This window comes from Paenibacillus sp. QJM3NY_38 (genome assembly GCF_056173265.1).
Genome location: NZ_CM149665.1, coordinates 3,098,224 through 3,121,827, shown reverse-complemented (window position 1 = coordinate 3,121,827; position 23,604 = coordinate 3,098,224). Strand labels below are relative to the sequence as shown.

Below are 23,604 nucleotides of genomic sequence, written 5' to 3'. Positions count from 1 at the left end.
GTTCAAACCTCTTTCTTGGATAAAAACGGAACCATTACGGTCACCATCGTCCCTGTGCCTTCCTCGCTGCTTATACTTAAGGTTCCTTGTATTTCTGAAGCCCTCTCCCTCATGCTGGTAAGCCCAAGTGAATGCGGACAGAGTTCGGGCGATCCCGGGTTGAATCCTCGGCCTTGATCCGATATTTTCATATATAGAGTGAAGCCGTCCTGCTCCATTCGGATCCAGGCCCGGTTCGTACCCGCGTGTTTGCTGATATTGTTCAATGCCTCCTGCCCAATTCGATACAAGGACTCTTCCACCCGGTTCGTCAAAACAGGAATTTCCTTCATGATAAACGTCAGCTGTATGCCAAGTTTCTCGGCATAGTCCTTCAGCGAAGCCAATATCCCTTTGGCCTCACCGGAAGGTCGCAGCTGCCAAATTAACGTGCGCATTTCAGTGAGCGTTTCCTGGGCGAGCTGTCCAATATCGTGTATGGCCTCCGCCGTATGCGGATTCTCATGTAAGGTCGTCTCACGCACGCCTTGGGCAAGCAGTGAAAGAGAGAACAGCTTTTGATTGACGGAATCATGTAGATCCCGTGCCAAACGGTTCCTCTCTTCAACCAACAATAAATCCTGCCACTCGTAATATAAACATATCTTTTCAATGGCCAATGATATATGCTCCGCCAGCACCTCTAAGATTTCAACCTCCAGCTCAGAGAAGGGCTCACTCTCACGGCCAATAAAGAGCACCCCCATCGTCTCATAGGTTTGAAAAATACGCTCAAGATGTTTTAATGGTATCGCCGCCGTATACGTATGGGGCTGAACGCCGGGAAGCACCCGGACCAGGCCTTCTTGCACCACTACGTTTTGATCCTCATATGCCCGTTGCACGATTCCTGACTTTCGTGCGGTCTTATGGGCAGCCTTTCGTACCAGCTCCTTGCAGCGATGCGTCACTTCATTCTGACGGACCGTACGAAGATACAAGTTGTCATCGTCAGACGTAATCATGGCAACAGTCGGCCAGCCAAATGCATCAGCAAGCTCCTCCACAATCGCCACAAGCATTCTCTTCATATCGTTAATTTTCCATAGATATCTGGTTACTTTGCTTGCCTTGGCATAATAATCGACGATGAAACGGGCTATGCTGTCCACCGCCTGTTTCTCCCTTTGCTCCGACAGTTTTGTTCGCTCGACCGCCGTTCCAATCTGATAGGCAACGGATTGTAGCAACGCAAGTTCTCCCTCGCTAAAATGCTCTTTACCCGGCGAACCCACATTCAGCAGCCCCAGCCGTTTACCTTGAACCGTGAGGGGAATCGTAGCATGATGGGTCAGATTGCGAGTTTCTCCCCAGCACTCCTTTTTGGCATTATGCAGTCGTTCACATTCAATAATCGTAACCGGTTCATTTAAATTTCCTGCCCAATACAAGCGCAAGCATAGGCAGTCTCCGCATCGCATCGGTTTTTTGTTATCCCGTGATAAAGCAGGCGGAAGGTTGACATCGGCTATTTGATCATAATGTGGTTGATCCCCGATCAGAAAAAGCCATCCTGTCTCAAGCTGGGTTAAATCCAGCAATTTTTCGAGTGTCGTTTGCAGCATTTGCTTCATATCGTTGCTCTGGTTCAAATTTTCCGCTATTGTCTTCAGAATGAGCAATTCTTCAACGTATTGGTCTTTATCACATAACATCAGGCTCACTCCATCCCCTACCCATAAGTGAAATATCCATCGGTTAGCAGGTTACACACACGCAGCATATTACCCAAGCTCTTTCTCCAGAAGCACTTCATCCTCCCGCTTATAACCTGATTTCTCATAAACTCCGATGGCTTGGTGATTATCATGACCCGTAAGCACCTTAATGGTCTTCACCCCACGCGCAATCAATTGATCCTCCAGAAAAACGAGCAGCATTCCTGCCAGCCCCTGTCTTCTTGCCCGCTCCTGAATGTACATTTCCGTTATCTCGCCAACAAGCTCCCGGTAACAGAAGGATTGGAAGGACTGAGCACAGGCAAATCCAACAGGGTCATCGCCTAAATAGGCTATGGCCACAATTTCACCCGATTGTTTTAAGCGATGTTCAGCTTCCTCCAGCGGCATTAACACTTCATTAAACTCCCAGTTTAACCGGACCAGGACGGATGCGTCCGAATGAGAGGCCAAGCGGATGTGTCTCTCTTTTTTCATAAAACTTCCTCCATTCGCAGAGTAGGTGCAGGTGGTCCTTTTACTCGCCAGTATACCATCTTTATCCAGTCTGAGACTCCCTTTTCCTATCATAAAAAAAAGATCCTGCCGCGTAAACAGCAAGGACCTTGTCAACTCAAACGATATTAAACTGTAGTAACCGAGAACATCAGGCCGCAATAAATGAACACAACGGCGCCTAGCCCGCATAACAACGCGCCTGCCGCGGCCCGGTTTCTGCGAAATACGTTCACGACGTTCCACAGAAGCGCTAGCCCGAGACAGAGGCTAAGGAATCCTATCCAACTCCACGTGAAAGCCAGTTCACCGATCGTAAACCCGGGATGGAACCAAACAAAAGTTGCTGCAGGGCCATACAAGGCCAATGTATCAATGACCTCATGCGGAGCAGGCTGCTGGTTCATGTATCCGGTGACGATATAAATCAACCAGATCAGAACTCCCTCACTTCGTGCCCATGCCACCGGTTGATAACCGGAATCTCGGCGCAGCTTGCGCTTGACGAGATGACCGTTTACAAACGCGAATACCAACAGCGGCAGAATGAGAATATGCTTAACCAGCAGAGCCTGACCATATGACAGCGTCCAGCTGTTTATCGGCTCCGGCGTCACGGCCGTCATCAAGAATAATCCCGATCCGATAACAATGATGACACAGATGATCGCTGTTGGATGGAACCATCTAAGAAACGCACTCCAGCGGCTCTGATCCGTACTGAACCATCCTGTTATCAGCAACGTTCCCGTCCATATGGCCATCGCTGTAAAATGGCCGAAGAATGCAAGCTGTCCTGCGCTTTCGAACAGGGATGCAGCGTGATTAAACGAGGACATGGCCACCGCAATGCCCAGCAAGGCAACGGGCATAAGCCAGCGTAATACGGAACCCGGCTTCCGGCGGACAAGCATGGTCAGAATCGCCAACAGGATCGAGAGAACCAGAATCCAGGCGTAACGCTCACCCTCACTGAACTTGAACATGATGCTGTTAAAGGACTTCCAGAACCCGATATCATCCTTGAAGAACATCATGATCTGCAGCAGCGGCACAAATCCAAATACGATGATAGCCCCTGCCGCCACCGGGCCAAGCCAGGCCGGAACCGAAATGTCCGGCTTATATGCTTTCGGTACGAGGGACAGTACCGTGATGCCTGCCAGAATGGCGTAGGCTACATATAGAAACGGCTCACTTAACCAATAGTAAGACATTTATTTTTTCTTCCGTGAGGCTCGAATTCCAAAATATCCTGCGACAAATGCTACTATCACGATGACGACGATCCACACGGTTGAACCGCTGCCTGCCGTTTGTTCGGGAGCCGAAGTGTTGTCTGCCTGCTGATCCTGGCCAGCCGTTTGATCCGTGTTGTCCGCAGCGGTATCCTCCGCATGTGTTGCTTCATCCTGTGTATTTGCTGTATCCTCAGGCGTTTCTTCGGTATCTGCCGGTGTCTCCGGAGTGGCTTCCGCTTCCGGGGCATCTACTTCGAAGGCGTACGTCCCGTCCACGGGATGTCCATCGCCGCCCACAATTTTCCATTCAACCGTGTAGGAGCCGGATGGTAGTGGTGCAGCCAGCGTCCCCAGCATGGTATTTTGATTGATCTTGACTTCTGCTACTTCAACCGATTCGCCTTGCGCATTCTTTATCTTGAGCGTGCTCAAGTTTTCATCGATATTTTCATTAAATGACAGGCTTACTTCCTGCACGCTTTCCGTCAGCTTGGCATCCGCCGCGGGCGTACTGGTTTCCAGCTTGGAATGGGCCCACGTTGCAGTCGGGAATACCAGTATTAGCAGCAGACCCAGGGTCAGCAAGACTGAAGTTTTCACATGTTTCAACACGCATATCTCCTCCAAACCATTTATCTCAAATTTGAATCTTCCTCATCATAACAAAGACATTCTGACAATGCTAATGAGTATATTGTGAACAATGACCCACTGCTATTTCACACAAAAAAGGGAGTGCCGCATATCACGCGACATCCCCAGTTCGTTTCACAGATTCTATGATGCTAACCTCTCTCATACCAATAGCCGGGTATCCCTTTGGTCAGCCGCAGCAAGGCTTCGAGGTAATAGTAATCGCCCCAGATCATATAATCATCCGGTCCCGCACCGCCTCTGACGTAATAGGAACCATGCTTGATTAAGCCTTCCTCTGCTGCTTCACCGATGGTAGAATATTGGTTTACGAGAGATATCATCGACTTCTCAACGGCTTCTGTCAATAGCCCTTTATTGTCATCTTCTCCGTCCAGATGCTCCAATATCTCCAGCATGCCGCACGCCGCAATGGCGGAGGCGGAGCTGTCGCGAGGTGTACCCTCTTCAATCGGAACGTCAAAATCCCAATACGCAACATGATCCTCCGGCAAGTATTCAATAAAGAAACGAGCGGCGCGTAAAGCCGTATCCAAATATTTCGGATCACGGGTATAGCGGTATGAGAGCGCAAATCCGTAGATGGCCCATGCCTGGCCGCGCGTCCATGTTGATCCGTCATGATATCCTTGATGCGTTCCTCCTCGGATGGGGGTCCCATCCTCCGGATTGAAGTAAAAGGTATGATACGACGAATCATCACCCCGCATTAAGTAGCGTTGACTCTTGTCCGCGTGCGCTACGGCCACGCGCTTGTATCGCTCATCACCCGTCTGATCATATGCCCAATACAGCAGCGGAATGTTCATCATGCAATCGATAATAATGCGACCGCCGTTCTTCTCGTCGCCTTTCCGGCCCCAGGCCTGAATATACTGTCCCTCTTCCCGCCAGCGCAGCATCAGATGGTCCGCTGCTTTCAAAGCAAGCTGTTTGCCTTCTTCATGCTCATCCACAATCCACGCGGCCAGTGCAGAGGGAAGATACAGAAATCCGATATCGTGATGGTCCAGATGCCGCTGTTCCTGCAGGCGTTGCTTATAATCCTCCAAGTGTGCTATTGCCGTTTCCTTAAACAGGGGGTCTTTCGTGTATTCATAACACAGCCAGATCATCCCGGTGTAGAATCCTTCAATCCAGTCATTGCTTTCTCCCCACTCGTAACGCTTCTCTTCCGTGATGTGAGGAAACTTCATCGGAAATTGACCGATATTCCGCTTGGTTTTTTCTACCGCATCCATAATGGCTTGCTCCCACATGAGTCAACTGCCTCCTTATTCTTTAATGGCTCCGATCATGACGCCTTTCACGAAATATTTCTGCAGGAATGGATATAGAAACAAAATCGGCAGCGTAGCCACCATAATCGTTGCATACTTAATGGTTTCGCCAACCGGCATCCTATCTCCCCCTCCTACCGAGGTCATCATGCTGCTGGTATCGTTCTGGATCAGAATTTCGCGCAGGATGAGCTGAAGCGGAAACAAGTCCCGGTCCCTTAAATAGATGAGGGCGTCAAACCATTTATTCCAATGCCACACCCCGTAAAAGAGCACCATGACGGCAATGACCGGCAGCGATAACGGGATGATGATCCGGAACAGAATGGTCCAATCGCTGGCTCCGTCGATCCGCGCGGATTCCTCGAGCGCATCGGGTACTCCTTGAAATGCCGTTCGCATAATAATCAAGTTCCATGTCGTCATGGCGCTTGGAATAATCAATGCCCAGTACGTATCGAGCAGACCCATATTTTTCACGAGCAGGTATTTCGGAATGAGCCCGCCGTCAAAAAACATCGTCATTACGATCAGCATCATGATGGTGCCCTTCCACATCACATTTTTCCTGGATAAGCCATAGGCTCCGAGAGCCGTCATCAGAATGTTCAGCGTCGTGCCGACCACCACATAAAATATCGTGTTCAGGTAACTTCGGATAATATTGGGGTTCTCAAATACCATACGATAGGAATCCAGCGAGAAGCCCTTGGGCCACAACAGGATTCCCCGGTGCTGAACGAAATCAGCCGGCGTGCTGATTGAAGCAAACAATACGTAGAGAAACGGGTATAACGTGACGATCGATAACAAGCACAAGAGAATGACATTCGCAGAATCAAACAGGACTTCACTGACAGATTTTGAAGTTCGCATAGATGCCCCCCTTTCTACCACAGCTTCGTATCCGTAAACCGCTTGCTGAGATAATTGGCTCCAATGAGCAGCATAAAGTTAATCATGGAATTAAACATGCCGACGGCGGCACTAAAGCTGTAGCTTGCTTCCAGAATCCCCTTACGGTAGACATAGGTACCGATTACGTCGGCCGTCTCATAGGTAACCGGATTGTACATAATCAGGATCTTCTCATCCTGCAGCGCCATAAAGGAACCAATCCGCAGGATGAGCAGAATGATGACCGTTGGCAGGATGCCAGGCAGCGTAATTTGAAGCATCTGCTTCCAGCGGCCGGCACCGTCCACTTTAGCCGCTTCATAAAGGGACGGATCGATATTGGAAATAGCTGCGAGATATATAATGGAGCCCCAACCGACCCCCTGCCAGATCGCAGATGAGGTATATATGGTGCGGAACCATTCCGGCAGCCGCATGAATGATATCGGTTTGCCGCCGAAGTAGGTGATGATATGATTAATCAGCCCGTCTACCGACAAGAAATCCACCAGCATCCCGACAACCACAACGACAGATATGAAATGGGGAATATACGTAATGGATTGTACCGTCCGCTTAAATATGCGATGTCGTACCTCATTCAGCATTAACGCCAGCACGATGGATGCGGGAAAAACAAATATGAGATCGTACGCGCCCAGTATAATGGTATTGGTAACCACTCGTTCAAAGAAAAATCCGTTAAAGAATTCGCTGAAGTGTTGAAATCCGACCCACGGGCTATTCCATATGCCGAGCCCTGCCGAAAAGTTCTTGAACGCAATCTGCAGGCCATATAACGGTCCGTAGTGAAACACGGCATAAAACGCCACAACCGGCAGCAGCATCAGGTAAATCGTGGAGTTTCGGCGAAAGTCCTTCGCAGCTCTTGCGCTAAACCTCTCTGGCTTGCTCTGTATCGTAACGCGGTTTGTCTCTTCCTTAAGCTGCACCGTATGCCCTCCTCTGACAAAAAATCATTCACAGTTAGAGGGAGAATCCCGTCGAGGTCTCTCCCTCTTCATGCGCCTACAACTTAACGGCTGTTGAAGCGGTCCAGCGCGGCTTGTTGAATCTGGAGCGCTTCCTCAATGCCCATACCCTGTACCGTTTGGACAAATTGGTCAAAACCGCTGATCGGCTCCACGCCCATAATGAATTTGTTGACCATTTCTTCGTAGTACGTATTAATATCGTTCATGATCGAGGCATAACGCGTGCTTTCTTCTGCCGTTGGGGAAATAATCGGCATCAAACGGTCATTCTCCGCATTCATCCATGTCTCAATAGCCGCTTTCTGCTGAGGCAGCGCGGAATACTGCTCGATGTATCGGCGATCCTGGACGAAAGGTCCCGAATAGCTGGCCAGGTTGTATTTTGACATCGCCTGGGTGATCGACAGCCCATCTGGATTTTTCATCACTTCATCGGTATAAGTCGGGTATCCGTCCTTCATCTCGTAGCTGACTCCCTCAACTCCGAAATTAAACAGCATATGTCCTTCTTCCCCATATTTGTAATCGAGCCATTTCACCGTTTCCGCCGGGAACTTGTTCGCTTTGGTCACAGCTGCCCCAAATCCGTTGAACGGCGAATCCTTCTGTCCAAGGATCGGTTTATCCCCCTTATTCAGGACAACGTTCGGAGCGCCCACCAGTTCTACATCCGGATTGCTTTTTATCATGAGCTCGGAATAGCGGCCGAGGCTGCTGCCCATGTAACCGGAGAAGGCACCCACTTGATTGTTGGTCACTTTGGCATCTTTAAGCGTGCCGTCCGTTGCCGCGTAATCCTGATCGATCAGGCCTTCCGCATACCATTTGCTCATCGTTTCCAAATAAGATTTGAATTCCGGTTGGATGGGTCCATACTGGACCTTTCCATCCACCTGATAAAATCCGGTTGTAACTCCCCACGCGCCGACAAATGCATGATTGATGGCCGTCATATCTGCCTCCTGGCCAGCCGGCGGATGCTGGAACTTCACTTTGGTGCCTGTCGTTTTTTCCAATTCCTGATATGCGGCAATCCCGTTCATATCCTGCATCGTTGCTGAAGCATTGGCATTCAGCGATACCCAATAGGTCAACTGTTCAGGATATTCCGGGTCACCACCAGTGGCCACGCCTGTTCCTTCCTTACCTTTTTCCCCGGCAGGCTCCTCGGCCCCCGAGCTTTTTCCGCTGCATCCGGCAATCATAGCCACAATCAGCATAAAGATCGCAAGTCTCATAACACGTTTCCGGTTTGTCTTCAAATCACGACGCCTCCCTTTTTCCCTAGTGAATGATCATTCGATAAGATTAGGCTTAGGTGGTTCCAACCAGCCCGCCCTGTTCAAATCGTAACTCTGAAGCGCTTACATCGTATACCGTACAGTTTCAACATGCATAAACAGGGATTAAGAATTGAGATGATCATTTCTTAAGGTCGATGATAGGGAATGCAGGGTTTCCTTGTATTTTCCCGGGGTGATCCCTTCGTATTTCTTGAACACCCGGATAAAACCGACGTCACTGGTATAACCGACGGAACGGGCAATGTGCGAAATCGTGTTTTTGGCATCCCGCATCATTTCCTTGGAGCGTTCGATCCGAATCTTGGCCAGGTAATCCGTGAGATTGGTGCCGCTGTTTTTCTTGAAGAAAGCCGACAGATACGGCGGCGTAATATCAAATTGCTCGGCAATGGAAGCCAGACTGATCATTGCATCGTCGTGATGATCCGCAATGTAACTCTTGATTTTCTCAAGCAGCAGCGAAGAGGAATCACCCCTTTGATCTTTTACGTAGAGGCAAACCTTGCCGAACATCCATTTCACTTCCCGGTAGAGCTCCTCAACCGTGCTCCCCTCCGTAATTTCTTCAAGCGTTTTGCCTGACTCGCCGAATATATCCTCGTACTTCAAATTCAAAGCATTCAGCAGCTTGAACATCGTACTGAGCAGGTTAGCGAACATGAGTCTGCCGAGCTCAGGTGAGATGGATTGCCCGTTGAAGTTATTGTGGTACAGACACTGGATGATATCTTGCGCCTTATCCGTATCCCCGCTTTTCATGGCGTTAATGAGCTGGATTTCCGTCTCAATGGGAAAATCATAATACACCTCCGTTTTCTGTTTCATTTCCTCGTACAATAAAATCGGTTTATACGCAGTAAAAATGGAATATTCCAAAGCCTTCAAGCTTTCGGTGTAACCGCTCGCCAAACATCCAAGACCTGTACGGATTTCGCTAATCCCGATCGTGATATCGGATTTAAAGCGCTGTTCAATCACCAGCTTCACTTGCTCTGCCCAATCGTACAGCTGGTCTGCCTTATCATGCAGCGGTTCCGGCATGTTTAGAATAATGGCAACCAGGTTCTTCTCCAGCTCCACGGAATATGCGGTAAAGGGATGAATTTCTTCCGCCACCTTCCCGGTGACAAAACGGATCAGGGCCCATTCGCTTTCCCGCTCATTATGTATGAACCCGCTGGCATCCCTCAGCTCGATCAAGGCAACGGCAAAACTCGAATACGGGAACGAGATCCCCATGAAATCCAGAGCATGATCGGACATATCCGCCGTATCCACGTTTCCTTTCAATAAACGCTGCAAAAAGTTGGACCGAATCACCGGTGTTTGCCTGGACAATTGCTCCTTCATCTCCGTCTGCTTACCGAAGGAATCCGCCATCGTCGATTTGATAAAATCATATTCGTTACGTACCTTACCCTCCTTAGCCGGATGAGATTGCCGGATGAAACGGATAATGTCACGCAAAGGGAAGTACGCGCGGTAGGTCATGAACGCACAGGCCGCAATCCCGGCAACAAGACAGATAGCCAGAACGCCGACGGCCATTCGCTTGACCATATAGACCTTTTCCATAAACGCTTTTTCCGGCACGGCCGATACATATTCCCACCCGCTCCGGGCAGATCTTGTCGATACCGTCATCACTCGCGGATTATCCGCGGTTTTACCCGTACTGTGAACCTCGGATTCACCGGCACTCAGAATCACTTGGCCGCTGGCATCCTTGATGTAAATGGTTCCGTGGTTTGTTTTCACAATCTCATCAAGCAATCCTGCGATCTGCCTCTCCTCAATCAGCATAACAAGGGCGCCTTTGGGATTGGCCTTTTCGCCAAATGGAAGCGTTTGCATATATGTGAGCATGCGTTTCTGATTTAACCCTTTGCCAACTTCAGTCACGGGCAAATACCGGTTAAAGTGGATACCGTGCAGAATATCTGCTTGATATTGTTGATAGGTTAATTTTTCATATCCGTATATATCGGAAAACAAGACACGAGACGTTGTCTTTAAGGAGGGACTAAGAACCGTATCGCTCTCCCGTAAATATACGTAAAAATCGGTGATAAAACTGCTGCTGTTACGGTATCGCTGCATTTCCTGCATAAAAGTGTAGTAATTGTAGTTCTCGGTACCATTTTGAGGGGAGCTTGCCTTTAGCAGCGCATCCAGCCGCGGATGCGAAGTGATGTTCCGGGAAATCAGATGCATTTCATCCAATCGGCTGTCCACCACCTGCTTCGCCTGCTCGATCAGTGCCATGTTGGAGTTGTTGGCATTTTCGATCATAATCCGCTCGATTTGCGTATACAGTCCCCAGAACACGATGACCGGGATCAGCAGTATCACAAGATAGGACATGAGCAGTGTAACGAACACGGACACTCGATTGGAACGTTCATTTTTTGCACTAGTTGTCGTCAATTTCCTCATACCCTCATTCCTTCCCATTCTTTAGATGTGACCTTCTTCATACTTACATTAATTACATCATACTGTTTTTATTTATCATGAACAGGTTTTCTTCAAAAATGTTAATGCATCACGAATTTGTATCATACTCGAACGCTGCGGCTTCCTCTACGATGGAAGTGTTCCGGTTTCATGGCCGGAAATCGATATCAGACGGGAGGGAATCGATGTGAAACGAATGGCTCTGATCATGCTTATGCTGATTACGGGGATTCATGGCTTTTTGCCGCCCCCATCGGCATGGGCAGAGGGCGAACGAGATCAGGTACAGGAGGGTTTGCTTGTGAACAGCGGATTTGAGGCTACGGAGGCGGGGGCCAGTTGGTCAGGGGGAATCAAGCCGGCAAATTGGGGGCAGTGGCTTCCAACAGGCACGCCCATATTGGGAGTAGACTCGGAAATATTCAAATCCGGGAAACAATCGGTCAGCATCGAAGGTCCCACAGGAACGGCCAGTCGGGCAGCCATAACCCAGTCCATCCCGGTAGAGGTCGGGAAAACGTATCGGATCAGCGGCTGGGTCAAAACGGAGGCCGTCAGCAATGCCGCGCTCATCCGATATCAGATGAAGCGAACCGGCACCAGCAATGTGCTGGTCCATGTCGGAACGCTCAAAGGCACCCAAGACTGGACGTATATGGAGAAGCTGTTCACCGTTCCGGAAAATGCCGCCTCACCGCCCTTATTGACCGTTGAGCTGTTTCTGGAAACCGGAACGGGTAAAGCTTGGTTTGACGATGTGCTGGTTGAGGAGCCGCTTCAATCCATCGCGATCGAACCGGATGTGGCTTATCTGAATACGGGCGAGACCCTAACGCCTTCCGTACGTTATGAGCCGAGTTCGTCGCCTCCCCCTCAGCTGCAGTGGTCTGCATCCAATCGGGAAGTCGTGGAAGTGACGGATCAAGGTGACGTAACCGGCCTTTCCACAGGACTCGCAACCGTAACCGCAGCGACATATGACGGTGCTCATACCTCCTCGATGGCGGTCAGCGTCAATGCGCCGGACACCTTGCAGGTGGACGCTTACGAAGGCGAGACGACGCAAGGTCAAGCTTTGCTCGGGCAATTGTCCGCGCTCGACAGCAGCGGTGCCGACCTTACGTATCTCCTCATCTCCCAGCCTGCGCATGGCGTGGTCACCGTAAAGGAGAACGGCAGCTTTACCTACTATCCCGACAGCGGCTTTAACGGTGCGGACCGCTTCCAGTTTGCTGCCCTGCAGGCTGATACGGGCGGCGCCAAATTCGGCCAGGGCACGATCGACGTTACCCCTGTGAATGCTGCTCCTTTGCTGGATTTGGAATGGGGTTATACGACGATGAATACTTCCCTTTCCGGCCAATTCAAGAAAGCGGAGGATCCGGATGGAGATCCGATCGCATGGAAACTTGAAGCATCGCCAGCACATGGCACGGTTCAAGTGGATGCCGGGGGAACTTATCGATATGCTCCCAATGAAGACTATCTCGGGTACGACCGTTTTCGCGTATCGGCTGAAGATGGACGTGGCGGACGTACGGAGAGCGATATGCTGGTCTTTGTCGGGCCGACGGCAGATCGAATTTCGGAATCGCTTCACCTTCATGCCTCATCCGGCCGCTCCCATCCGCGCCTTCTCGCATCCCCGGACGATCTGAACCGCTCCAAGCAATTGCTGGCAAGCGGAGACCGTTATATGACGGAGTGGATGGAGCTCTTGAGAAATCAAGCGGACCCCGTCCTAGCGACTACGCCTCTAACCTACCAACCTAATGGCGGCAATGCCTACATGCTGCGCGATCGCTTGATTCCGACCGCGCTCATGTACCGCTTGACCGGGGAATCCCGATATGCCGAACGCGCATGGCAGGAGCTGGAGGCCATGACGCATTACCCCGATTGGGGCGGCAGAACCAACAACATCCTTGCCTTGTCCGAATTGTCTTTTGCCGTTGCGCTGGCCTACGATTGGATATACGACGATTTGAATGAAGCTCAGCGATCTCAATTGAATACGGCGATTCGGGATCATGCTCTAGCTGTCGCGCTCGATTGGTATCGGGGTGAATTCCGCCATAACGGGGAGCACAATAACATTAACCTGGTAGACAACGGCGGCCTTGGCCTGCTTGCGTTAACCGTTGCGGATGAGCCTGAGACCGGGGAACAGGCGCTCGAAGTCATCCAGAGCACGTTTCAGAAGCTGCAATATGCGCTTCGTCACTATACCGAGGACGGTTCTTGGCCGGAGGGTCCTGCTTATTGGCATTATGGAGGCCAATACTTGGCCATGTATATTCAAGGCTTGAATAAAAGCCTGGGTACCGATTATGGGCTTTCCCTGCTGCCGGGATACGAGGCATCGGGCGCATATCCGTATCATTTGCTCGGCGAAGGCGGGGTGTTCAATTTTTATGATGGCGGCGTCAGCTACAACATGTATGAATCCTTATGGTTCGCCTCGTTCTTCGACAAACCTGAATACGCCTGGTTTATTGGCGATCTCTATGAGCGGAAGGGCTACTTCCACCCTCTCTATCTGGTGTTTTATGAACCCGGCATGTTCGAAACGGCTCCGACGGAGCTGGATCGTTTCTTCACCGGGATTGAATCGGCCTCCATGCGAAGCGCCTGGGACGATCCTTATGCCTTGTTTGCTTCCATGAAAGGCGTTAACGAAACGATGCGAAGCCATAACGATCTGGATGGCGGTACTTTCGTTTTTGACGCACTGGGCGTAAGGTGGGCATCCGATCTGGGGAACGAATCCTACAGCTTGCCCGGCTTCTGGGATTACAATTATAATCGCTGGACGTATTACCGCAAAAAAACCGAGGGACATAATACCATCGTCATCAATCCGGTCGAAAATCCGATTGTACAGCAAGAGCCTTACGGCACAGCCGTTACGATAAAAAAGGAATCGAAGCCAAGAGGAGCCTATACGATTCTGGATATGACCGACCTTTACCGGAAAGACGCAGGCGAGATGTTAAGAGGAATGAAACTCTCTGCCGACAGGCGCGAGCTGGTCGTCCAGGATGAGATGAAACTGAAGCGCCCTTCAGAGCTGTATTGGTTCATGCACACCGAAGCGGATGTGGAGATCGTGGAAAATGGACGCGCCGCCATTCTTTCACAACTGGATAAGCGGCTGTATGTTGAGCTGGCCGAAGGACCGGCCGGTGCCCGGTTCTCCGTCATGGATGCAGCGCCGCTGGCCACCTCCCCGAATCCGGATGGGCAATCCAGCAACGAAGGCATGCGCAAGCTGACCATACACCTGGAGCACGTCCAGGATGTACGGTTGTCCGTTCGCATGGTTCCTTTATACGCAAGCGATCCCATACCTCCAGCGGAGACGGAGTATACTCCCCTGCTGGAATGGACCATACCTGACGGCGATCTGCCCGAACCGGCAGCCCGACCTATGGCTAACCGTCTATTCATGGACGGAATACCGCTCCATGGGTTCCGTCCAGAAATCACGTATTATGAAGTCGGACTTCCGTTTGATGCTCCCTCTCCGCCTGTGATGACGGCCGAAGCGGAGCATGCCGTATCCATTGACCAGGCAGATACGATTCCGGGTACGGCCACGATCGTCATTCAGAACGACGCTCATCCGAATCTGAGCAATCGATATACCATCCAATTCACCCGGAATCCGGCCATAGGCGAACCGCCGAACCATCTAAAATATCTGGTGCAGCATGTTACCGCCAGCGCCGTTCCCGAATCGGCGAACATTCCGGAACATACCGTCGACGGCAAACTGAGCACTCGCTGGTCCGCGCCGGGTACGGAATACGTACAGCTTGACCTGGGGGAGCCGAAGCCTGTGGGGGCTGTATCGCTGGCCATATATTTAGGGGATACCCGCAAAAACCTGTTCGATGTTCTCGCCTCCGTCGATGGCGAGGAATGGTCGACCATCTACGAGAATGGGCTGACTTCAGGTACGACTGTGCAGCCTGAAACTTTTCTTGTGGAGCAAACGACTGCCCGATATATTCGGATATTGGGCAAAGGAAATAATGCCAACCCGTGGAATAGCTTCACCGAAGTCGGCGTGTTCCCGCTAGCTCCGATCGTGATGCGCGTGGAAGCTTCGGATGAGCTCAAACTGGGCGAATCAGGACAAATCCAAGCATGGTACGGCTTCCCGGGCGGGAAGCGTGAGCAGGCGGAAGAGCTGACGTACACATCTGATGCTCCGGATATCATTCAAGTGAGTTCAACCGGACGAATGAAGGCGATTTCTCCAGGAAGCGCAGCGATCTCGGTTAAGGACCAGCGTTACGGATTCGTTGAAACGCTCCATGTCACGGCCGCATTCGATGGAAATGAGCCTTATCTCCGGCTGCTGGGTAAGGATCTAATGACTTCCAAGTCAACCCAGCAGCTTCGGGCGGAGCTTCTCCACCCGGATGGCCGCAAAGAATCGCTTGCCAAACTCAGCTATCGCAGCAGCAACCCCCATATCATCTCCGTTAACGCACAGGGAGTTGCCCGCGCGAATCAAAGCGGAATTGCCGTTGTCAGCGTAACCGACCGGACGAGCGGCAAGACGGATTCCATTGCCATAACCGTCCGTTAAGTCTAAGCGGTTGAGATATTCGCCACTGTTTTGCGAATACGGGTTATAACCAGGAAAGGATCGTCCCCGGGGGACGATCCTTTTTTATTGAATCCGAAACAAGTTAAGGCTCATATATCATTTTGCGGGTCATGCCGCCATCCACAACCAGATGGGCCCCCGTGACAAAATCATTATCCGGATCGGTAAAATAAAAGCAGGCTTTGGCGATATCAGCCGGGGTCCCTACCCGACCGGCTGGGTGCTGCTTATGGTCCGCTGTACGAAGCTCATCATAGTTTCCCGTTTCAATCCACCCCGGACTTATACAATTCACCCGGATTCCATCGGGCCCCAGGCTTACGGCCATGGCATGGCTCAACGCGACAATGGCACCTTTGGAAGCTGCATAAGCCTCCGAATTCGGCTCGGACATGATCGATCGCGTGGATGACATATTAACGATAGCCCCCCCATTCCCAGCCTTTTTCATATGTACCGCCGCTTCGCGCGTTGCCAAAAAGCAGCTTCGGGCATTCGTGTTGATCACGTCGTCCCAGTCTTCAACCGTAAGCTCATATGGCGACTTCCAACGGGAGACCCCGGCATTGTTAATCAAAATATCGATGGTGCCGGCATATTGGACGGCTTGGTTCATCAGGCGTTTAATATCTTCTTCCTTCCTTACATCGCAAAGGACGAAGACCGCGTTCAATCCTTGTTCCTTCAGGGCATTTGCCGCCAGGTTGCCCTGTTCTTCATGGACATCGCTTAATATCACTCGGGCTCCGCTTAGAGCATAAGCCTCAGCCAATCCGCGGCCAATCCCATGGGCAGAGCCCGTAATCACAACCGTTCTATCCAGAAATTTCATATGCAGCCCCTCCTTCTCCTTCATTATATACCACAGGAGAAGGCGGATATAATATTAAGCCCGTCTCTTATTTAGGATGGTCGTAACCGCGGACCACGCTAAGATTCGCTCTAGGGTGCCTAACGAACCCGTGGTACCGGGTTCCCTGGAAACGCAGCAGTCCCTCGTCTCCTTCCGCGCACATGCCGAATTCCTCTCCATTTACAACAAACTCCATGCGGTCTCCGCTCTCCACTTCAAATGTCAGATAATAGGTGGTACGAGTACGGCTCGACATCGTATCATCCGTCTGCTGCGTATGTTTCACTTCCGTGCGTTTGCTCACAATCTTGGAATCGACCGATAGCAAAGGCTGTCGGTTATTCTGACTCCATTGCAAGATTCCCTTACCGGCCGACAGCAAAATGATCCCGATGACGACGATGAAAAACACGGGCATAACGCTGCCGAAAAAATCGAACATCCAAACTGACCCCGATCCCATACGGCTCCCCCCTCCACCTTGTCTTGAAATATGTATATGCTTTATTTCGGACAATTTAACTCATAGCTCATGGAAAGTTTGATTGAAATTTTAAAGAACTTTTCCTTTTCTGGGAACACCAAAAAAGCCGATGTCTGCATTTAACCAGTCATCAGCTTCTTCGCGGGACTAGAACGTCCGCTTCCATTCGTATTCTTCATGATCATCATTGTCATCATTATTCAATCGTAAGCCAATCTCATCCATTTCATCGTTTCTTCTTGTCCTGTCATTTCATGCTCCTGTGGTGTCAGTTCCTGCTCATTCCAGCAAGCCAGACACTGCTCCTCGGTGTCGCATAAACATGCATCATCACAATGGTAGCAAAGGCGGAGGAAGTTTATCGTCATTTGATCGGTATGCATGAGGATCGTCCCCTTCTAAACAGTTTGGAGTATCTGATTACATCTTTATAGTAGCATACATGGAGATTTTTATTTGTGATTAATTTCACAATAAATACCGAAAAAAAGCTTTATCAAAACTGATAAAGTCGCAGTCGATAGAGCTTTTTTTAATCTGGTCTTTTTTATTGGCATATTCAAATCACGTATTCCGGCCGTAATTTATAGACCCTGCCAGGTTTCCCCGCCGTCACTGCTTTTCATTAGGCGCGATCGATTCTTGTCCGTTGTTTCAATCAGCATCCAACCGACATCAGACGATGTAAATTGCAGTTTCACCACGTTCGGATATTTGGCGAGATTATCGTTAAGAAGCTTGCTCCTCGGAAATGGCTTCCAGGTCTTGCCCATATCATTCGTATGATAAACAATACCGTTCACCATTCTCCACCCGTCATGAAGCCGGCGGAAAACAGGCTGAATGGAGCCCTTGCCGGTATCACCCGTCATGGGGAATGACACCAAATTCCATGATTTCCCCGTGTCGGCCGTAAAGTAACCCAAATAGCTTGCCTGATCATCCTTCACGCAGGTAACCGGTATATAAACTTCGCTTCCGTTGCTGCCTCTGCCCAGAAACTTGGGGGCGCCAGCAAAGATCGAACCGCACCGATCTAGCAGCTTGCTCTTGAATATCTGTCCGGAGGACTTCCACTTCTGGCCTCCATCACGGGTAATATACAGTTTGGAGGATTGCATTTCACGGATGGTCGCAAATCCGACAAGCGAATCCGTGAAGGTTAAGCCGATGATGGACCCTGTTCGTGGAATCACGCTGCCGGGAACACGGGATGTAGGATACTCCGTATTCTGCATGACCTCTTCCCATAACCCGCCATTATTGCTCGTTCGAAATAGCGACTTCTCCTCAGAGCCCCGGGATAGATCGCCTTTCGCCATAATCCATCCCTGCTGAGAGGAAACGAAGGACATGGCCGTGACGACACCCGTCTCCGGCAGCGAAGAAAGCTTCCAGGTGTCTCCCCCGTCCGTCGTATTGAGCAGGATCGTTTCGGCTGATCTCTGCTTGTTGCGTATAATCCAACCATGTTTCTTATCCGTAAACACAATGTCTTTCCCATACTCCAGCTTATCAACGAACTGTACATTGGAGGATGGAGAGATATCAACCCACGTTTCGCCATAATCCTGAGTCTGATACAGACGTAATTCCGTGTTCGTTATCCCCCAAGCAATCCCCGTTGACTCATTCAAGAGTTGGAAATCCGTCAACCGTGTATGTATCTGATATTTGCTTTTTTCCTCGGGTGCTTTCATCGCCGTATCCGGCGTTACTAGTGTAATGGTCTGACCTTCTTCTTCATCTTCAACCGATTCAGGAGGGCCTTCTACTGTAGAAGTTTGCTGTTGTTTTATCGGTTCTGAGGTACAGGCTGCTAACATGAATGCCATCATCATTAGCATACTGAGCCAGACTATAAAACGACTTGATCTCAAGAATTCTTCCTCCTCTTATTTCGATGTCATGCTGCAAGTCTGCTTTTTCGACATTATAACATATTCCGTCCAACAGAAATGTAAAGAACTGACTTGCAAAATTTACAATACTGTAGCTTTTTTGATAGTGTCAGTCTCATATGCATAAGGATGTTTTTATGATGGAAGACTATTGAGGTGTGTAATTTTAGCAATACAGTTGAATGTAAGGAGGTGAAATGTCATGGCTAAACCCGATAATCGCGAAGACAATGTAGAGCATCTGCAGCAGGCAGTCCAGAACACGATTGAGAACTACCGTGAAGCCGAAGATTATCTCGAGGAGTTTGGGGATGAGATTCCGGCAAGCGAGAAAGAACAGATTCAAGATCGCAATGCTCGTCGTGAAAAGAGTATTTCCGGCTTCCGGGAAGAGATCAAAGACGAAGCTGCTCATCAGCAAGGAGAATAATCACAGATCAACATAAAAACAGGAGGCGCATATAATGCGCCTCCTCAGGCTGTCGAGAAAGTCTCGACAGCTATTTTTTATACATTTAATTCAACACGACACCGCGTTAATATTATATAATATTAGTAAATAAACCGTTCGGAAGGGTGTTAAACATGTTGCGTTCTAACCGAGAAAAACAGCAGGCTTACGAGTTTGTTTCGATTGAAGAACTGGTCCCTCAAGATCATCTGCTCCGTAAAGTAGACAAGTATATCGATTTCTCTTTCATCGACGAAAAGGTCCGTCCGCTTTACTGTGCTGATAATGGGCGACCAGCCATCGATCCTGTCGTGTTATTTAAGATGATTTTCCTCGGTTATTTTTACGGCATCCGTTCGGAGCGTCAACTGGAACGCGAGATTCAGACGAATCTGGCATACCGTTGGTTTCTTGGTCTGGGATTGACCGACAAAGTTCCGGACCATACCACCATTAGCTGGAACCGACGGACTCGTTTCAAAGACACCCATATCTTTCAAGATATCTTCGATGAGATTGTGCTGCAGGCAATCCAGCATCGCATGGTCGGCGGACGAGTCCTGGTTTCGGATTCCACGCATGTGAAGGCCAATGCGAACAAGCACCAGTACACCAAGCAGCAGGTTTTACAAAACACACGAGAATACATGGACGAACTCAATGGTGCGGTAGAAGCCGACCGGAAGACGCATGGAAAAAAGCTTTAAAACCCAGAGAGGATGTGGTCGAGAAGAAAGAAATCAAGGTGAGCAAAACCGACCCGGATAGCGGTTATATGATTCGCGATGGCAAACCGGAAGGATTCTTTTATTTAGATCACCGGACCGTTGATCTAAAATACAATCTGATTACCGATGTCCACGTCACGTCGGGAAACGTTCATGATTCTGTACCGTATTTGTCGCGTTTGGATCGCCAACGAGAGCGATTTGGTTTTGAAGTTGAAGCCGTTGCCCTGGATTCAGGTTATTTAACAACCCCCATCTGCAAAGGATTGCAGGAACGGGGGATCTTTGGCGTGATTGCTCACCGGAGATTTCATCCGACCCAAGGCTTGTTTCCGAAGTGGAAGTTTACCTATGATGCCGAGCGCAACCGGTATATTTGTCCGGCTCAGCATGAATTGTTGTACCGCACCACGAATCGAGAAGGATACCGGCAATATGCCTCGGATCCGAGGCACTGCAAGACTTGCCCGATGCTGGAGCAATGTACCCGTTCACGGAATCACCGCAAGATTGTCACGCGCCATGTCTGGGAAGACAGCAAGGAATGGGTGCGAAACAACCGGCTCAGCCGATCCGGCAAGTATTTATACCGAAAGCGAAAAGAAACGATTGAGCGAAGCTTCGCGGATGCCAAAGAGCTCCATGGGTTTCGCTATTGCCGGTTGCGCGGGTTGCAAAACGTCAGGGAACAAGCTCTGATGACAGCAGCCGTGCAAAACATGAAGAAGATGGCGATCCACCTGGATCGCCTGGAAAACAGGGGGTAATCCCCCCATTTCCCCTCTTGAAGTGACTACTTAGAAAGGGAGAAACCCTGTACTTTGAAAAAAGTACAGGGTTTCTCGACACTCTGAGGAGGCGCATATAATGCGCCTCCTGTTTTGTACATATCGTATTGGCCATGAGACATCACCGATATTAAATCAGCTGTCTCATCTCGAGCCGATTGAGATTATTCCTTCTTCACGAAATTCTTTTTGACAATGACTCCCTTATAATCCTTTAAATACTCGGGCGCGCCCGTAATAAAGTGTCTGATCGCCTTCACCCTGGATTCCAAATCCATGGTATCGTTCGGCCCCACCTGTACAACCGACGCAGATGCAGTCGCTATAATATCGATACATCCCACATGAATCTTCCTACGATCTTGTATAATGTTTAGTTCTACCTCTGATTGCGGCGGCCATGTAGGTATGGATCTGGAAAATATCGAGTAATCCTCATAATCTCCCTCGTCTTCAAAAAACACCGGCACCTGCCGCTGAACCGCCAATGCGCGTGTATTAGCATCGATATGTCCTGATTCACCGCATATACATGCTGAACTATCTGAAATATTGATGATATACATGTGATCAACATGTGAATGACGTTTCATGGTGCGGAACCCGGGGATAACGGAACAAGCGGGCTGATCTGCAGTGATTCGGAAGGCGTATCATACATGGAGGAGCTATTAATCACATGGGTATCTCCAATCAACAGTACGGACGAGCTTGAGATCGCCGTAATGCGGATCGAACCAACCTGGAGTTCTTTATTGACGACTGTCATTTTCATTTGAATGCCACTTCCCTCGTTGCAAATTAAGAAGGTGCTGCTCAACTGCCGAAGCGATCTCACTCTTCACTTGTTTGACGATCGCTTGCTCTACCTCTTGCGGGTTCATGGTTTCCCTGTTCGTTTGATATTGCTTCAAATACACCGTAATACGTTCTCCGAGTTGTTTTCGTACATCTTCAATAATAACGGCAGCATATTCATCACCAAGCACAAAATGGGCTTCAGGAATCATGCGTTCGATCTGCTCGGGTACTGTATCTTCCAGGTAACGTGATACATTCTGATATATGTTCGAGTACAGTTCGCCGCCGGAATTTCCCGACTGGGACAGTCCTAACGGCGGCTGACCATTCACGGTAATATCGTCCAGGGACTGCCCATCCTTTGGCATCAGTCCAATATTTAAGGTGCCTTCCAATTTTTCGATTTTCAATAAATCAAAATTATATTCCACCCGATCTATCGTTTTCTCGCTTCCCTGTCGTAATCGATCTATTTCACTGCGCATTTCCTTCAGCATTTGTTCCATTCTACTCAGCTGCTCTGACTGGGTATGAAGAATATGGAACAATTGCTGTATATAATAATCGTACATGGAACCACCTCCCTGCTCCTATACAATCTATGCGCAGGCCATTCACCTCATTCTTGTCTATACAGTCCTTCAGTCGGAGCAGGTAGAGGAACCAGAGGATAGTTATTAGGCTGAGGCTCAAATTCAGGGGCAGGGCCTGTAAATCCACCCGTATTATAAATATTGGACAATGCCCGGATCTCTCCAGCGGTCCCAATCTGCAGCACCGAAGAATTCGTTACCGCCTCAACCCGAAGCTGTTGTATGTTAATACATTGATGTACCGTTAGATTCACAGTGGATCACAACCTTAATTAAGCATTAGCCGAATCAATCAGGTCCGGATCAATGGTGTTCAAGCTGTTGGCCTGGTTGTTTGCAATATTCGTGCCAATATTGTCACCGGTGTTGAACGAGTTGGCGCCGGAATACGTTTTTGTGGAGCTGTTTAAATCAATGACGCCTGTATTTCCAACCAAGACCGTAGAACTGGGGCCCACGTTAACAATCTTCATATTGCCGATAATCGAAACCACAATTCCACCTCTTCATTCAAAATCATACGCTTGGATTTATTCTATGTGGTTGGATGCCCAGATGTCACTCTAACCTTCCTTCGCCCATACAATGAAATTACAGAACGAAGGAGGGATATCTAGTGAACTCAAGATCCAAGCGCCCTGAATGGTTATCGAAGGACTCTTTTTTCAACAACAGTTCCTTTCCATTCAAAGATCTTAATGACCTCAATGAGGATTTTCAGCTGGATCCAACCGTCATTGAAGATTATGTGAAGGATACGATAAGACAAGCAACGGCCGGAAATGAAATGCTGCCTAACCCCTATACGCTTCGATACGAAACTTTTGATACTCATAACTTTCTGGTTGTGAAATGCTATGTACCCAAACGTGTCCATCCGGAAAATTTATGGATTAAACTAAATCGAACACAGATCAAAATCCACGGTTTGCCTAAAGATCAAAGCCAGACCATCGTCTTGCCCGTCCCCATTCTTCCTGCGCAAAGCATTGCGACCTATAAACAGCCCACTTTACAAATTAAGATGCCTAAAATGTCTACAGGCCGATTTCATGATATCAATATTCGTTTCTTATGAACAAAGATACCTTACCCGTTAGTCACAATCTGAAAAAGCCTGCGTACAACATTGGTTGTATGCAGGCTTCCCCACCATTTATACTTAAATGACAGAGTCTATACGGGTGGTTGGGGTGCAGAGAGATAGAAGTGGCTAGATAAATAGCGGTTATTTCTCTTTTGTGAATTTTTCATATAGTGAATCACTCACTTGTTGATACAGATATTACGCATCAAAACAAGCTGATTTCCTGATGAAATCAGCTTGTTCGAGATCTATATGA

General features: G+C 49.2%; 22 protein-coding genes. 4 read left to right on the top strand and 18 right to left on the bottom strand.

Annotation, left to right across the window (positions count from 1 at the left end; all coding sequences use genetic code 11):
• Window positions 1-2: 2 nt before the first annotated feature.
• From AC0VZ8_RS14505 to AC0VZ8_RS14465, 9 genes are all read right to left on the bottom strand, one after another.
• A complete protein-coding gene (locus AC0VZ8_RS14505; protein WP_475487313.1) occupies window positions 3-1,694 on the bottom strand; it encodes a GAF domain-containing sensor histidine kinase in 1,692 nt (563 codons plus the stop codon).
• A 69-nt stretch (window positions 1,695-1,763) separates the two neighbouring features.
• Window positions 1,764-2,195: an N-acetyltransferase family protein gene (locus AC0VZ8_RS14500; RefSeq protein ID WP_475487312.1), complete on the bottom strand. Its 432-nt coding sequence runs from the start codon at window positions 2,193-2,195 to the stop codon at window positions 1,764-1,766.
• 146 nt (window positions 2,196-2,341) lie between these two features.
• On the bottom strand, window positions 2,342-3,430 hold the full coding sequence (locus AC0VZ8_RS14495; protein WP_475487311.1) for a copper resistance D family protein: 1,089 nt from the start codon (window positions 3,428-3,430) through the stop codon (window positions 2,342-2,344).
• The gene (locus tag AC0VZ8_RS14490) at window positions 3,431-4,066 is read right to left on the bottom strand and encodes a copper resistance CopC family protein (protein ID WP_475487310.1); all 636 of its coding nucleotides are present in this window, start codon (window positions 4,064-4,066) and stop codon (window positions 3,431-3,433) included. It abuts the gene before it with no gap.
• Between the two features lie 173 nt (window positions 4,067-4,239).
• Window positions 4,240-5,367, bottom strand: coding sequence for a glycoside hydrolase family 88 protein (locus AC0VZ8_RS14485; RefSeq protein ID WP_475487309.1), 1,128 nt, complete (start codon window positions 5,365-5,367; stop codon window positions 4,240-4,242).
• Between the two features lie 15 nt (window positions 5,368-5,382).
• A complete protein-coding gene (locus AC0VZ8_RS14480; RefSeq protein WP_194542117.1) occupies window positions 5,383-6,264 on the bottom strand; it encodes a carbohydrate ABC transporter permease in 882 nt (293 codons plus the stop codon).
• A gap of 14 nt (window positions 6,265-6,278) precedes the next feature.
• A complete protein-coding gene (locus AC0VZ8_RS14475) occupies window positions 6,279-7,238 on the bottom strand; it encodes an ABC transporter permease (RefSeq protein WP_071224370.1) in 960 nt (319 codons plus the stop codon).
• Window positions 7,239-7,321: 83 nt separating this feature from the next.
• Entirely contained in the window at window positions 7,322-8,542 is a 1,221-nt protein-coding gene (locus AC0VZ8_RS14470; protein WP_475487308.1) for a type 2 periplasmic-binding domain-containing protein, read from the bottom strand.
• 144 nt (window positions 8,543-8,686) lie between these two features.
• Entirely contained in the window at window positions 8,687-11,020 is a 2,334-nt protein-coding gene (locus AC0VZ8_RS14465; RefSeq protein ID WP_475487307.1) for an AraC family transcriptional regulator, read from the bottom strand.
• A gap of 217 nt (window positions 11,021-11,237) precedes the next feature.
• On the opposite strand from AC0VZ8_RS14465, the gene AC0VZ8_RS14460 reads away from it, so the two are divergent.
• Window positions 11,238-15,641 carry an Ig-like domain-containing protein gene (locus AC0VZ8_RS14460; RefSeq protein ID WP_475487686.1) on the top strand — a complete coding sequence of 1,468 codons (4,404 nt, stop codon included), beginning with the start codon at window positions 11,238-11,240 and terminating at the stop codon, window positions 15,639-15,641.
• Between the two features lie 103 nt (window positions 15,642-15,744).
• Here the strand turns inward: AC0VZ8_RS14460 and AC0VZ8_RS14455 are convergent, their stop codons facing one another.
• From AC0VZ8_RS14455 to AC0VZ8_RS14440, 4 genes are all read right to left on the bottom strand, one after another.
• Window positions 15,745-16,494, bottom strand: a complete 750-nt coding sequence (locus AC0VZ8_RS14455) for an SDR family NAD(P)-dependent oxidoreductase (RefSeq protein WP_475487306.1) — start codon at window positions 16,492-16,494, stop codon at window positions 15,745-15,747.
• A gap of 67 nt (window positions 16,495-16,561) precedes the next feature.
• Window positions 16,562-16,978: a DUF2500 domain-containing protein gene (locus tag AC0VZ8_RS14450; RefSeq protein WP_475487305.1), complete on the bottom strand. Its 417-nt coding sequence runs from the start codon at window positions 16,976-16,978 to the stop codon at window positions 16,562-16,564.
• A 221-nt stretch (window positions 16,979-17,199) separates the two neighbouring features.
• Window positions 17,200-17,382, bottom strand: coding sequence for a hypothetical protein (locus AC0VZ8_RS14445; RefSeq protein WP_113056725.1), 183 nt, complete (start codon window positions 17,380-17,382; stop codon window positions 17,200-17,202).
• 201 nt (window positions 17,383-17,583) lie between these two features.
• Entirely contained in the window at window positions 17,584-18,879 is a 1,296-nt protein-coding gene (locus AC0VZ8_RS14440) for a YCF48-related protein (protein ID WP_194542112.1), read from the bottom strand.
• 223 nt (window positions 18,880-19,102) lie between these two features.
• On the opposite strand from AC0VZ8_RS14440, the gene tlp reads away from it, so the two are divergent.
• Both tlp and AC0VZ8_RS14430 read left to right on the top strand, forming a co-directional pair.
• Window positions 19,103-19,330: a small acid-soluble spore protein Tlp gene (tlp, locus tag AC0VZ8_RS14435; RefSeq protein WP_071218157.1), complete on the top strand. Its 228-nt coding sequence runs from the start codon at window positions 19,103-19,105 to the stop codon at window positions 19,328-19,330.
• 155 nt (window positions 19,331-19,485) lie between these two features.
• A protein-coding gene (locus tag AC0VZ8_RS14430; RefSeq protein ID WP_475487304.1) for an IS1182 family transposase occupies window positions 19,486-20,846 on the top strand; the annotation gives its coding sequence in 2 pieces (ribosomal slippage) (window positions 19,486-20,053 and window positions 20,053-20,846; 1,362 coding nt in all).
• A gap of 185 nt (window positions 20,847-21,031) precedes the next feature.
• Here the strand turns inward: AC0VZ8_RS14430 and AC0VZ8_RS14425 are convergent.
• Genes AC0VZ8_RS14425 through AC0VZ8_RS14405 form a run of 5 tightly spaced genes read right to left on the bottom strand, consistent with a single transcriptional unit; the run spans window position 21,032 to window position 22,755 of the window.
• Window positions 21,032-21,460 carry a spore germination protein GerPE gene (locus tag AC0VZ8_RS14425; protein ID WP_071218158.1) on the bottom strand — a complete coding sequence of 143 codons (429 nt, stop codon included), beginning with the start codon at window positions 21,458-21,460 and terminating at the stop codon, window positions 21,032-21,034.
• Entirely contained in the window at window positions 21,457-21,642 is a 186-nt protein-coding gene (locus AC0VZ8_RS14420; RefSeq protein WP_071218159.1) for a spore gernimation protein GerPD, read from the bottom strand. The genes AC0VZ8_RS14425 and AC0VZ8_RS14420 overlap by 4 nt, the downstream gene beginning before the upstream one ends.
• A complete protein-coding gene (gene gerPC, locus AC0VZ8_RS14415; RefSeq protein ID WP_475487303.1) occupies window positions 21,620-22,240 on the bottom strand; it encodes a spore germination protein GerPC in 621 nt (206 codons plus the stop codon). The genes AC0VZ8_RS14420 and gerPC overlap by 23 nt, the downstream gene beginning before the upstream one ends.
• A 47-nt stretch (window positions 22,241-22,287) precedes the next feature.
• Window positions 22,288-22,515, bottom strand: a complete 228-nt coding sequence (locus tag AC0VZ8_RS14410) for a spore germination protein GerPB (protein WP_475487302.1) — start codon at window positions 22,513-22,515, stop codon at window positions 22,288-22,290.
• 18 nt (window positions 22,516-22,533) lie between these two features.
• Complete coding sequence (locus AC0VZ8_RS14405; protein WP_071218161.1) at window positions 22,534-22,755, bottom strand: spore germination protein; 222 nt, start codon at window positions 22,753-22,755, stop codon at window positions 22,534-22,536.
• 122 nt (window positions 22,756-22,877) lie between these two features.
• Between AC0VZ8_RS14405 and AC0VZ8_RS14400 the strand changes: the two genes are divergently transcribed.
• Complete coding sequence (locus tag AC0VZ8_RS14400) at window positions 22,878-23,339, top strand: Hsp20/alpha crystallin family protein (RefSeq protein WP_475487301.1); 462 nt, start codon at window positions 22,878-22,880, stop codon at window positions 23,337-23,339.
• Window positions 23,340-23,604: the final 265 nt, after the last annotated feature.